Source organism: Shewanella woodyi ATCC 51908, assembly GCF_000019525.1.
GTDB lineage: Bacteria > Pseudomonadota > Gammaproteobacteria > Enterobacterales > Shewanellaceae > Shewanella > Shewanella woodyi.
The window spans coordinates 920850-933200 of record NC_010506.1 but is presented as its reverse complement, the minus strand read 5'-3'; the positions used below and the strand labels follow the sequence as shown (position 1 = coordinate 933200).

General features: G+C 45.5%; 12 protein-coding genes. 9 read left to right on the top strand and 3 right to left on the bottom strand.

The window, feature by feature from the left end:
* The first annotated feature begins 19 nt into the window (after positions 1 to 19).
* From SWOO_RS03485 to SWOO_RS03460, 6 genes are all read left to right on the top strand, one after another.
* On the top strand, positions 20 to 457 hold the full coding sequence (locus SWOO_RS03485) for a TIGR02444 family protein (RefSeq protein ID WP_012323320.1): 438 nt from the start codon (positions 20 to 22) through the stop codon (positions 455 to 457).
* Positions 458 to 701: 244 nt separating this feature from the next.
* The gene (locus SWOO_RS25780; protein WP_195742849.1) at positions 702 to 860 is read left to right on the top strand and encodes a hypothetical protein; all 159 of its coding nucleotides are present in this window, start codon (positions 702 to 704) and stop codon (positions 858 to 860) included.
* Between the two features lie 294 nt (positions 861 to 1154).
* Positions 1155 to 1472 carry a hypothetical protein gene (locus SWOO_RS03475; RefSeq protein WP_012323319.1) on the top strand — a complete coding sequence of 106 codons (318 nt, stop codon included), beginning with the start codon at positions 1155 to 1157 and terminating at the stop codon, positions 1470 to 1472.
* Between the two features lie 69 nt (positions 1473 to 1541).
* Positions 1542 to 1994, top strand: a complete 453-nt coding sequence (locus SWOO_RS03470) for a GNAT family N-acetyltransferase (protein WP_012323318.1) — start codon at positions 1542 to 1544, stop codon at positions 1992 to 1994.
* Between the two features lie 257 nt (positions 1995 to 2251).
* Positions 2252 to 2593, top strand: coding sequence for a hypothetical protein (locus SWOO_RS03465; protein WP_012323317.1), 342 nt, complete (start codon positions 2252 to 2254; stop codon positions 2591 to 2593).
* 109 nt (positions 2594 to 2702) lie between these two features.
* Positions 2703 to 3263 carry a hypothetical protein gene (locus SWOO_RS03460; RefSeq protein ID WP_012323316.1) on the top strand — a complete coding sequence of 187 codons (561 nt, stop codon included), beginning with the start codon at positions 2703 to 2705 and terminating at the stop codon, positions 3261 to 3263.
* 457 nt (positions 3264 to 3720) lie between these two features.
* Here the strand turns inward: SWOO_RS03460 and SWOO_RS03455 are convergent, their stop codons facing one another.
* Both SWOO_RS03455 and SWOO_RS03450 read right to left on the bottom strand, forming a co-directional pair.
* The gene (locus SWOO_RS03455) at positions 3721 to 5319 is read right to left on the bottom strand and encodes a GMC family oxidoreductase (protein WP_012323315.1); all 1599 of its coding nucleotides are present in this window, start codon (positions 5317 to 5319) and stop codon (positions 3721 to 3723) included.
* A gap of 68 nt (positions 5320 to 5387) precedes the next feature.
* Entirely contained in the window at positions 5388 to 5897 is a 510-nt protein-coding gene (locus SWOO_RS03450) for a twin-arginine translocation signal domain-containing protein (RefSeq protein WP_012323314.1), read from the bottom strand.
* 407 nt (positions 5898 to 6304) lie between these two features.
* Between SWOO_RS03450 and SWOO_RS03445 the strand changes: the two genes are divergently transcribed.
* The 3 genes from SWOO_RS03445 (at position 6305) to SWOO_RS03435 (ending at position 8503) form a co-directional block, all read left to right on the top strand.
* Positions 6305 to 7273 (top strand): hydrolase, encoded by a 969-nt coding sequence (locus tag SWOO_RS03445; RefSeq protein ID WP_041417933.1) that lies wholly within the window; start codon positions 6305 to 6307, stop codon positions 7271 to 7273.
* 7 nt (positions 7274 to 7280) lie between these two features.
* A complete protein-coding gene (locus SWOO_RS03440) occupies positions 7281 to 7517 on the top strand; it encodes a YheU family protein (protein WP_012323312.1) in 237 nt (78 codons plus the stop codon).
* A 98-nt stretch (positions 7518 to 7615) separates the two neighbouring features.
* Positions 7616 to 8503, top strand: coding sequence for a phosphoribulokinase (locus SWOO_RS03435; protein WP_012323311.1), 888 nt, complete (start codon positions 7616 to 7618; stop codon positions 8501 to 8503).
* A gap of 707 nt (positions 8504 to 9210) precedes the next feature.
* On the opposite strand, the gene SWOO_RS03430 is transcribed toward SWOO_RS03435, so the two are convergent.
* Complete coding sequence (locus SWOO_RS03430) at positions 9211 to 12339, bottom strand: efflux RND transporter permease subunit (protein ID WP_012323310.1); 3129 nt, start codon at positions 12337 to 12339, stop codon at positions 9211 to 9213.
* Positions 12340 to 12351: the final 12 nt, after the last annotated feature.

Below are 12351 nucleotides of genomic sequence, written 5' to 3'. Positions count from 1 at the left end.
GGAGGCAAGGAAACCTTAGATGACATATTTAAATCAGTTTGATATTTCACTGTGGCAAGCCTGTGACACCTTTTACCTAAAGCATCAAGCTCAATGCCTGCAACTTCAAGATGAGCATGAGGTTAATATCAATCTCCTCCTGCTCTCAATCTGGTTAGATAAGCAGACTTACCGACTTCAAGACCAAGCTTGGTCACAATTAAAACTGGAGATTCAGCAGTGGGAGGAGCGAGTGCTTCTGCCATATCGCAAGCTGCGAAAACTGAGTAAAAACAGCCTTGCCGAAACTGAATATCAACAGATGTTAGATGTAGAACTAATGCTAGAGCGAAAGTCTCAAGCACTTATCTTACATAAATTAAGGCTCCTTCCCCATGAAGGGACACGCTCAAACTTCGAGATTTTTCTAGAGCTATATCAGCTCGACTCATCGAATTATCTAGAGTTGGCTGTTTAATATTACTTCTCATCATGGTGTGGTTTGGCTAAACCAGCTTTTCTCTTTAATTAAACCTTACAAGTTAGCAGGCCTTCGAATGAAGGCTGATTACATTTTCTATATGTTAACTTTTGGCTGAGTTTGTATTGAGTTTGGTTGTTGAAGATCATACCTTTAGGGGTATTTATCGCCTCCAGCGGGGGATATGTAGTTACTTCAGCGAGACGCTGTGAAGCACATCTGACCGCCATGGATGGTGGAAATGCAGAAAAATGTCTGGAACATTTTCTGCCCTATGGGCTCTACGACTTCCAATAACTTCCCTGTTAAACGGCCAGCTCAGTATCCTTACCTCGCGCTCAAAGAGTTTCACAGGGTGAAACTTCGCCCTGAAGTCGAAGCTCGCAGCCGCACCAGCTGATTTTAAGCAAGAGTATCTCTTCGATTTAGCTTTCGCTCCACTCCGTGATCTCTGTGTTCCAAAAACCTCCCTGTTTACCGGCCAGTTCGCTATCCCTAGCTCTCGCTTATTAGCACATGGCTTTGCCATATTCTCCGTGGTGAAAAGCTTCCCCCCTAAAATTAAAGTTGCCAACTTTAACTCATTGATGATTAATTGCTTTACTGTTAGCTTAAAGCAATTAATACACTGGCTATACCCTGTAAAAAGCGTTCCTATTCGGAATTCAGCCTAATATATTGTGAAATTTTACGCATGAAAGAAATCGAGCATTGGAATAAGAGTAACGAAGTATTTGGGCTTCAATTACCTGATGGCTGGTTTGGCCGCCCGGGCGATAATCAACATAGATTGACTTACTCGCTAGAAAGAGAGAATAAACTGATATTAGAGTTAGATAATCAGCTTTATCTTATTTTCACAAAACCTCTCATGATTGAAAAATCCGGCAATGATTTAGTGATTTCTAATTTTAAACAACTAATTTTTGATTATCAGGGCTGTGGAGATATGAGATCACACAATAAACCTTATGGTTCAGGTGTTGTCACTCTTGTTTCCTATAACTGGTAATAAACTTAACAATGGCATCAACACGGCCTTCGATGGGCTATGTCGGCGTTATGTTCTAAGGAAGATCGTGTGATTATCAGGAAGCTTGAAGATAGAGACCTTGCTCAAGTCAGCTCTGTATGTTTAAACTCGTTCATGAAATCGGTTGCTCCATCATTATCGGATGTGGGGATTTCTACATTTCAGAAAATATCCTCTGTAGATAGTTTTACCGCTAGATTGAAAGAAAATATAGATATTCTGGTATGCGAAGAAAATGAAAAAATCCAAGGGATCATCGAGTTAAAAGATGGGCGTCATATATCAATGCTTTTCGTATCACCCGAACATCAAAAGCAAGGAGTGGGTAGATCACTGCTCTTATCAATAATGTCCTTCACCACAAGTGATACTATTACAGTCAGTGCATCCCTGACCTCTGTTAACGCCTATTTAAGCTTTGGTTTCGTTCTATCAGGAGGTATTTCTGAGGCCTCAGGACTTAGGTTTCAACCAATGAAACTGGAGCTTAACAAGGGCTAACAACGGACAGTCAGAGAAACATCGTCAATCCTTTCAAGCTGACAAAACAACCTTTATTTCGATTTAATCCCCCCTCAGCCTTCCCGATAAGTTATAACAGTAAGAAGAGCATTGAGAATCGATGACAAACTATAGAGTTAAGGAAAAATTGAATGGCAATAGAAGATTCGGTACTGTCATTGTATTAAATACTAACCAGAAATAAGTAAATCTACAGGATAGTTATATATCTTATGAATCATACGCATAGAGTAAGATTGAAAATTAAAACAAAGGTTCGCTTGATTTCGGCATTAATGGGTTTTGCTCTAACTCTAGGTTTTTTAATATTCCAATTATTAGAATTTGACTTTGGATTAGAGCCTGACAGAATTAGTTACGGTCAGAGCTATTTGCTTAAACCAATCTCGGTATATGGTGGCTCATCTTATAAAGCAGCAAAGGCTCAGTCAGTTGGACGGTTTAAGCTTCCATCTAATACAGTTATTCATTCAAAAATCTATGCTCCTCCTAATAAAGGTTATTATTGCGTTTCTGAAGTATTGGTAAATGGTAAAGTAAGTCACTACCTGTCTATTCAATACGATAGGTGCATATAACGAGCGACTAAATTTAGATTCACCAAGATTATCACGCCACTTGCTGAACAAATCGACCAACAACACTTGGCTTACTTATTAGCAGCACGTTAGCCCGGAAGGAATTCGAATGAGACTTCGAATAGTTACGACAACATTATTTCTACTTTTCTGTATTGGTTGTACAGAAAAAGGTGAGTTAAGTTTAGAAACAGAAATCGAATTAGTAGATATGACTTTGCTTGAGTTGGTTGGCAAATCCATACCCGCAGTTCATGAAAATAAACTAGAAGGCTTCCCATATCCAACTCTAGTAATAGAACTAGATAAATCAGAACACCCTAGTAGTTCACCTTTCGACAGAGTTCGAGTTCAAACTCTTGTAAAAGAACAGAAGATGTATTCGATTTTAGCTGATAAATTCAACTTAAATAGAGATGAATGCCTTTCAGTCTATAGAAGCCACAGTAAAGCACTTGAAGAACAATATAGCTTTATTTTACAAAAAAGACAGATTGAAGTATCTGGTGAAATAATCGAAATTGATGATGGTTACCTATCCCCAGATAATAAAATTAAGGTCGATATTAGTTGTACAATGGCTGATTCTGCTAACTCTGAAACCTTTACACTGCGGCTAGATAATACCTCACTTTCCGCACTTGCTAAGGGAAGGCTAAGCTCCATATGATTTCGTTAAATATCATATGTACTAACAAATAGGATAGGCCGCGCGAAGCCGCGTCCTTATCCCAAGTCTTGAACAAGCCCGGGAGTATCGATAAAGTCATGCTTACCTAAGAGCAATCAAACTCCAAGTCTGCCCAATGAGGCCACTCAAAAAGATACTTGAAGCATTTATCTCTTGAGCTTATCGCAGCGCAGCTTCCTAGCAGTGAGCCTGCGAACGTCCTCGAAGGCACGTAGTATCGCCCTCGCTCCATTGCTAAAATCCACAAGAATGGCTCCCGGAACAAGCCCGGGATGACGGCAATGAAAGATGCTCAGCCTTTTCTAGCAGCGAAGCGTTCCTGTAGCCATAGGCTATTCCGTAAGCAACGCGTTCCGTACTCCAGAGGGTCGTCCTCGAAGGCACGCAGTGCCGCCCTAGTAGGGCGAAGCCCGCCCTTCTCAGCTTTACCCCTTCCCTAAGCTAAAGAAGAAGCGGTTAACTCCTCTGCCAGTTTGGTTGCATTTCTTGCGGTCATTCCATAAATCGACAGTTGCGGGTTAGCCCCTAAGCTTGTGGGGAAGATAGAGCCATCCATTACGGAGAGGTTCTCGTAGTAGTGGGAGCGACCATGACTATCTACCATGGCTATTTTGGTGTCTTCTCCCATAGCACAGCCACCCATCACATGAGCCGATGCCACGACGGTTTTTAGCGGCGCCAGTTCCATATCGGCAATCACAGATTTAGCCTCTTTCCAGCTGTTAAGGTAACTCACACCTTCGCTGATGGGTAACACCTGTTTTGCCCCCGCAGCAAACTGCAACTCTGCCATGCTGGCAAATGCCCGTCTGGCAGAGTGCCAAAAAGCATCGGTCAATGGATAGTCCAGCGCAAACCCAGTATCAGTAAGATGGACCTGTCCACCTTGGCTATCGGGATGAAAACCATCGCGCACTAAGGCAATGGTTACCTGCAACTGATTGAAGTTCTCCATCAAGGCTGCGTGACTCTTACCGTAGCCAATTGTTTTTGATGAGATAAGGATTGGGTGCACAGGCGGTACTTCAAGCTTGTAACCTAGCTCGCCTGCTGCGCCATCACGCCAAACAAACTCATCGCTATAGATGGATTGTGGTGCGCCGCTGTGGGCATTGATTGGGTCGCTAAACACAGCTCCGCTGAGCAGAGTTGGGTGGAGGAAGGTTCGCTTACCCAGAAGCTGGTGGGGATCATCTGTCCCTGAGCGCATCAAGATAGTTGGCGTGTGGATCGCCCCCGCAGACAAAATATAATGTTTAGCCTTGAGGTTCAGCTCAATAGCGGTCGGTTTTAGTTGCTCATCAAGGGCTTGGGCTTTAACCCCTGTGATTTTGCCATTGTGGTGTTCAAGTTCAATCACCTTAGCCCTGCTGACTAATGTGGCCCCTAAATCCAATGCTGAAGGTATGGTGGTGACTAACATAGATTGCTTAGCATTTACCGGACAGCCCATGCCGCAATAGCCAGTATTCCAGCAACCTTTTACATTACGCTTGATGACAGTGAAATCCCAACCCAGTTTTTCACAGCCCGTTTTTAATGCCTGATTATTACGGTTAGGCTCATACTCCCATTTGGAGATATTCAGCCGCTCCTCCATCTTCTGGAACCAGGGATCAAGCTCGGCTCTGGAGAGATCGGTAACCGACTTCTCCTTTGCCCAGAACTCAAGCGCGGGCTCAGGTGTTCGAATGGAGGTGGTCCAGTTAACTGTGGTTGATCCACCGACAGCTCGCCCCTGAAAGATACCGATCGCTTTGTCTTTAGTTTTCATCCCAGCCGCTTGATGATAGAGGTTCGGATAAGCCCTTCTCTCCTCCATATTGAAGCTGTTAGATGATTTAAGCGGCCCGCCCTCAACGATGATCACAGAGAGCCCCGCTTGAGTTAAGATCTCAGCAGCAACTCCACCGCCGGCACCACTACCAACAATAACAACATCGGCTTCAAGGGTTCTGCCCTCACTCAGTTGACTGGCATCGATATGTTTCCACCCCGAAGCCAAGCCCTCCTCTATGGGATCTTGTATCGCCACTGCATCACCTCCAAACACTCATATTGTTATTATTTTTTAACCGAACTCATCAGTACTGCTTTACTGATCTAATTATCAAAATAGGTAGGTTTAGCATAATGAAGCCGGCTCCAGTGCTCAGGGCACGCGTAATAGCTTGCCATCACCAGCTCTCTCAACCCTTGATATGCCGTGACCATCAAATCGATAAAGCTGTTGCGCCAATACTCCAACATTGAGATAAGCTCATCGGGAGAACGCATCATCAATGGGGTCATGCTGCCAGTTAACACCAGTAGGCCTAATCTCTGCTCTAGCATATCCAGCAGCTGTTCCAGCTCAGCTTGACCCTCTTGCGGCAGGTGCGAGATAGTCTCTGCAATCGCATCTAAGGTTCGATTTTGTGCCGCAACCCGAGTCGTTTCAACATTGGGTAGCGCATCCTCTAAAAACACTGGCAGTAACACACTAAATAGCAACCTATGTTCACTATCCAGCGCTTTATTAACCCGAATATGTTCAGGGGAGTAGACACTCAACCCTAGCGCCAAAGTCGCCGTGCCAACCAGCGCAGTGGTTAGAAAGGTACGTCGTTCCATGCTCTCCCCCTTAAAATGGTTATCGATTGGAGTAATACTCAATCCTAAAAAACCAGTGATTGACCATTTATGTTAATATATCCAAGCTACCTCAAGATGCTCGTTTCAGAGCCCCCGTAGGATAGCTGAACAAGGCAGTGATTGAGAATAATGGTTATTCCCTTTTCGATATCACTAACGCAGTGCAGCGATTCTACGGGAACTCCCGAAGGGCATGGCGAGAAGCAACATTTTTCTGTGTTATGAAATATTGAATTAGAATAACTAGTCCTACTATTTCATGCCTTGAACTCTGTCACTTCTCGACATGCTGAACCCTGCATTTTGAAGTTGTTTGGATATAAATTACGATACTAATTAAACACACGTTTTAATTTTCAGCAATAGCCAATAATAGTTAATAGATGATGACGAATAATTTCTCCCCCCCTTGGTGGGCCAGAAACCCACATATCCAAACGATTTTACCTCTGCTGACTAAGGTGGACAGACCAGCATTACGCAGAGAGCGTTTTGAGCTCAATGATGGGGATTTTATCGATCTAGATTGGCTGGGAAGCCCAAAAAAAGATGAGGCGATACTGGTCATCATCCATGGCCTTGAGGGGAGCGCTGAGTCTCACTATGTGCGACGGTTACTCAATGATTGCCATCAACGCGGCCTCTGCGCAGTGGTCCACCATCACAGAAGTTGTTCAGGTGTCACCAATAGGCTAGCACGAAGCTATCACAGCGGTGATACCCAAGATCTGCAGGATAATCTTCAGCATCTGCAACAGCGATTTCCCAGTTCAGATCTGCTTGCCGTTGGTTATAGCTTAGGGGGCAATGTGCTGACTAAATACTTGGGTGAATATGGCGAGCAAAGTCTACTCAAGCGAGGAGCTGTGATCTCAGCTCCTCTTAAGCTGTCTGCCTGTGCAAAGCGGTTAGAAAAAGGTTTCTCTAAGCTATATCAAAGCTACTTAATCAAGCAGTTGCAGCAAAAAGTCACAGATAAAGTAAAAGATGATTCTCTGCGAGATGCGATGCCTGTATCCTTAGAGCAGATTAAGCAGCTCGATACTTTCTATGCGTTTGACCATAGGGTTACCGCCCCGCTGCACGGCTTTAGTGGTGTCGATGATTACTATCAAAGAGCCAGTGGGATCGATTTTTTAGCCAGTATCAGCAAACCCACTTTAGTCCTTCACGCTGCAGACGATCCCTTTATGACTGCAGAAGTGATACCGGCAAAAGATAACGTCTCGCCCCATGTGACCTATGAACTCCATGGACAGGGTGGCCATGTGGGATTCATCAACGGTGGAACACCGTTTAAACCTAAGTATTACCTAGAGCAGAGAATACTTAACTTCCTTTTAGTATCAGGGTAAAGCAAAAATGCTTGTTCCATATGATTCATTAGTTCAACTGCCGACAGAGACTTTTGAGGCCTTAATCAAGGAGTACCTCTTTACTCAGTTGGAAGATGGTAGCTTCTCAAACACAGATGAAGAGGGGCTACAACGAGCAATAGCTCAATGCAAGCAAGCACTTAAACAGGGAGTCTTGGTTGTGGAGTATAGCGAAGATGATGAGTCCATCGCTATCCGCCAGAGAGAACAATTAGGTTATTGAGATTCATACAAGTTTGACCTTTAGTCACTGATTACCGTATAAATAGAGATTCGCTACTCGAAACCAATACCATTTTCAGCTTCCATTTAGGAAATTTAATGTCAGCAAAACATCCCATTATCGCAGTCACTGGCTCTTCAGGAGCTGGTACCACGACAACCACACGGGCCTTTAAACATATCTTTCGTCAGCTTGGGATCAATGCGGCGACAGTTGAAGGGGACAGCTTTCATCATTTTACCCGTCCAGAGATGGAACTGAAGATACGCCAAGCCCAGACCGATAATAAAAATATCAGCTACTTCGGCCCAGAAGCCAATGATTTTGACAAATTAGAGCAGTGTTTTAGCGATTATAGCGCCACGGGCCAAGGTGAAACCCGCTCCTATCTGCATACTTTCGATGAAGCCGTGCCCTTTAATCAGATGCCAGGCACTTTTACCCAGTGGCACTCACTGCCCGAAAATACCGATATGCTCTACTATGAGGGCCTGCATGGCGGGGTTAAAACTGACTCCTGCAATGTCGCCGAACATGTGGATCTGCTCATTGGCATGGTACCTATTGTCAACCTTGAATGGATCCAGAAGATTATTCGGGACACCTCTGACAGAGGTCATAGTCGTGAAAAGGTGATGGGCTCGATCGTCCGTAGTATGGATGATTACATCAACCATATGACACCTCAGTTCTCCCGTACCCATATCAACTTTCAGCGAGTTCCCACGGTAGACACCTCAAACCCCTTCAGCGCGAAGAGCATTCCAAGCTTAGATGAAAGCTTTGTGGTGATCCGTTTCCGCGGCATTAAGAATGTCGACTTCCCCTACTATCTTAAGATGATAGATGGCTCATTTATGTCCAGGATAAATACCTTAGTGGTACCTGGCGGCAAGATGTCATTGGCGATGGAGCTGATCCTCACTCCGCTGATACGAGATCTGTTAGAGAAGCGCCAACAACTTCTGTCTCTGGATAGTGAGTAATGGGCTCAATCTGCAGCTCAGGTTTACTTAAGTTTTGTTTAAGCATCCTCTTGTAGACTTTATCTCGTCGGGATTTCAGGCGAAAGACTGATGAGTTAGCATGCTCTTGGGAGTGAATTCCCCCATCTTGATCTGTTTGTTCTCTTGAGCTTGCTAACTATTCCTAAAAATCACTTTATCAATGAAGAGTGAATTCCACGCCCACGCTTGATCTGTTTGTTCTCTTGAGCTTACTAACTATTCCTAAAAATCACTTTATCAATGAAGAGTGAATTCCACGCCCACGCTTGATCTGTTTGTTCTCTTGAGCTTACTAACTATTCCTAAAAATCACTTTATCAATGAAGAGTGAATTCCACGCCCACGCTTGATCTGTTTGTTCTCTTGGGCTTGCTAACTATTCCCTTCAAACAAGTTCCTAGGTTCTAAAATCTAAAGCCTTTTCCAAGAAGGCCCTAGGATAAAAGAAGTTCCTAGCACCTAAAGCCTCGAACCTAGAACCTAGAACCTAGAACCTAGAACCTCAAGCCTAATACCTTTTTCAAGAAGGCCTAGGATAAGTAAGCACCTAGCATCTAGCATCTAGCATCTAGCATCTAGCATCTAGCATCTAGCATCTAGCATCTCAAGTCTGGCCTCTAAAACAAAAAACCAGCCTAGGTTAGGCTGGTTTGGTTCTATCTACTGCTGTTTTCAGCTAGCGAATATCAAGCTCGTTTACCACTTATGCGGTACACCAACAAATAAAGCACAGGCAAGATCACTAAGGTCAGCAGGGTCGATGAGACGATACCACCAATCACCACGGTTGCCAGTGGGCGCTGAACTTCAGCACCGGTACCGACATTAAATGCCATAGGGACAAAGCCTAAACTGGCCACCAGCGCCGTCATCATAACTGGGCGTAAACGCTGACTTGCTCCCTGTTTGATCGCATCGACAAGCGCTAACCCTTTGTGTTTAAGCTCCTTAATAAAGCTCAACATCACCACGCCATTCAGCACAGCTATACCAGAGAGTGCGATAAAACCTACCGCTGCCGAGATAGACAGTGGCATATCCCTTAGCACTAAGGCCAACACGCCACCAGTTAAGGCAAGGGGCACACCACTGAAGATGATCAGTGAGTCTCTGACAGAACCAAAGGCGCTATAAAGGAGACCAAAGATGAGTAGCAAGGTGAGCGGAACCAGAATCATCAAGCGATTTGATGCCGATTCTAGCTGCTCAAATGTGCCGCCATATTCACTCCAATAGCCGCTTGGCAGATTAAGTTCATCTCCCATCAGCGCCTTAGTATCTTGAATAAACGAGCCCAGATCTCTCCCCTCAACATTTGCCGTCACCACCACATGACGTTTTCCGCTTTGGCGATTTATCTGATTAGGCCCCACCTTAAAGCGAATATCAGCCACCTCCCCAAGAGGGACATAACTCAAATCAGGATTTAGATCCGCCGGCAAGGCGATAGGTAGCTTCTCCAATGCCCTCAGATCATGGCTTATCTCATCTTTCATACGAACAACCAGCTTAAAGCGGCGATCTCCCTCATAGATAAGACCAACAGGCACACCTGAGACAGCACTTTGCAACGCTTGCTGTACATCAACAATAGTTAGACCTAACAGCGCTAAGTGATCACGGTTAGGCTCAACAGAGAGTGTCGGCAGGCCAGACATCTGCTCTACACGCACATCTTTAGCACCATCAATTTTATGAAACAGCGCTTGAGCACGATCGCCCGCCGCCTTAAGAGTATCGAGATCGTCACCATAGATACGCAGCGCCACATCAGCCCTAACCCCGGCGATGAGTTCGTTAAAACGCATCTCAATAGGCTGAGTAAACTCATAGTTGTTGCCGGGCACCTGTTTTACTAAGTCCCTTAGCTCATCCATAAACTGCGCTTTACTCTTACTCGGATCTGCCCATTGGGATCTCGGCTTGATGATCAATATGGTATCGGAAACACTCGGTGGCATAGGATCTGTCGCCACCTCGGGAGTACCAATCTTGGAGAACACACGCTCTACCTCATCAAGCTCAGCAATCACCAGCTCAAGCTCCTTCTGCATCTGAGTAGATTGCTCAAGTCCTGTGCCAGTAATACGCATGGCATGCATGGCAATATCACCTTCATCAAGCTTAGGTAAAAACTCTGAACCTAAGCGGCTCACCTGATAGAGGCTAACGCTCATTAAAGCCGCTGCAGCAAGCAGGATAATGGCTGGACGTTTAAGGGAGAAGAACAATACAGGCTCATAGACGCTGCGCGCTCTGGCCATCAAGAAGTTCTCCTTTTCGTTAACCTTACCCTTCACAAAGATCGCAATGGCCGCAGGGACAAAAGTCACCGAGAAGATAAGCGCACCTATCAAGGCTGCCACCACAGTAAAGGCCATCGGGTGGAACATCTTACCTTCAACGCCGCTCAAGGCAAATATTGGCAGATATACCAACATGATGATCAAGACACCAAATACCGCAGGGCGGAACACCTCTCGTGTCGCTTCAAATACGAGTTTTAGACGCTCCTCTAAGGTGAGCAATCTACCGTGTTGCTTCTGCGCCATGCCTAGTCGTCGCAGGGCATTCTCGACAATAATCACTGCGCCATCGACGATAATACCGAAATCGATAGCACCAAGACTCATCAAGTTACCCGAGACACGGTTAGTCGTCATGCCCGTAATAGCAAACAACATACTCAGCGGGATCACCAGTGCTGCGATCAGGGCGGCGCGAAAATTACCTAACAGAGCAAATAGAACCACAATCACCAGCACAGCACCTTCGAACAGGTTCTTCTGCACCGTAGCTATGGTTTGATCCACTAAGCTAGTTCTGTCATATACGGCTTCGGCTACAATCCCATCAGGCAGGCTAGCATTCACCTCTTTGAGCTTGTCACCCACCTCTTTTGCCACAACTCGGCTATTTTCACCCAGCAACATAAAGGCGGTGCCAAGCACTGTTTCTTCGCCATTTTGTGTCGCAGAGCCAGTTCTTAGCTGCTTACCATAAAACACCTCAGCCAGATCGCCGATACGCACAGGTGCATCATCACGCTTAGTGACCACGACCTGACGGATCTCCTCCAGATCTTTAAGTTGACCAGGCGAGCGAACTAGCCACTGCTCACCATTTCTCTCTATGTATCCGGCACCAACGTTACGGTTATTACGCTCAAGAGCCGTGATCACATCGTTGACAGTGACTTTAAACGCCAACAGTTTGCCAGGATCTGGTGCAACCTGATACTCGCGCTCATAGCCCCCTAAACTGTTGATCTCTGTCACCCCTGGTACTTTGACGAGTTGGGGCCTTATGATCCAATCCTGAATGGTACGCAGATCTTCAGCGCTGTACGCCGTGCCATCCTCCTTCAGCGCACCATCAAGAGCACGAATGGAGTAGGTAAATACCTCCCCCAGCCCACTACTTACTGGCCCTAAAGCAGGTTCCGCTTCAGCAGGCAGTTCACCGCGGATCCCCTGAAGACGCTCAGCTATCTGCTGCCTAGCCCAGTAGATATCGGTGCCCTCTTCGAAGATCACTGTGATCTGAGATAAACCGTAACGGGAGATTGAACGGGTATGGTCAAGGTTTGGGATCCCCGCCATAGCATTTTCAATTACATAGGTCAGGCGCTGCTCAGACTCTAGCGGTGAGTAGCCAGCAACCGCTGTATTTATCTGCACCTGCACATTGGTGATATCTGGTACAGCATCGATCGGCAACTTAAGCGTGTTATAACCCCCCAAGAGTGCGATAAGCAAGGTTACCGTGAGCACAAGCCAGCGCCTTTTTAAGGCGAAGGAGATAATCGTATCCATAGTTATCGGCTC

Bases quoted from the DNA above. Each gene is read 5' to 3' on its own strand.
- SWOO_RS03485 (WP_012323320.1), top strand. From the start codon at position 20: ATGACATATTTAAATCAGTTTGATATTTCACTGTGGCAAGCCTGTGAC.
- SWOO_RS25780 (WP_195742849.1), top strand. From the start codon at position 702: ATGCAGAAAAATGTCTGGAACATTTTCTGCCCTATGGGCTCTACGACT.
- SWOO_RS03475 (WP_012323319.1), top strand. From the start codon at position 1,155: ATGAAAGAAATCGAGCATTGGAATAAGAGTAACGAAGTATTTGGGCTT.
- SWOO_RS03460 (WP_012323316.1), top strand. From the start codon at position 2,703: ATGAGACTTCGAATAGTTACGACAACATTATTTCTACTTTTCTGTATT.
- SWOO_RS03450 (WP_012323314.1), bottom strand. From the start codon at position 5,897: ATGGAACGACGTACCTTTCTAACCACTGCGCTGGTTGGCACGGCGACT.
- SWOO_RS03445 (WP_041417933.1), top strand. From the start codon at position 6,305: ATGACGAATAATTTCTCCCCCCCTTGGTGGGCCAGAAACCCACATATC.
- SWOO_RS03440 (WP_012323312.1), top strand. From the start codon at position 7,281: ATGCTTGTTCCATATGATTCATTAGTTCAACTGCCGACAGAGACTTTT.
- SWOO_RS03435 (WP_012323311.1), top strand. From the start codon at position 7,616: ATGTCAGCAAAACATCCCATTATCGCAGTCACTGGCTCTTCAGGAGCT.
- SWOO_RS03430 (WP_012323310.1), bottom strand. From the start codon at position 12,339: ATGGATACGATTATCTCCTTCGCCTTAAAAAGGCGCTGGCTTGTGCTC.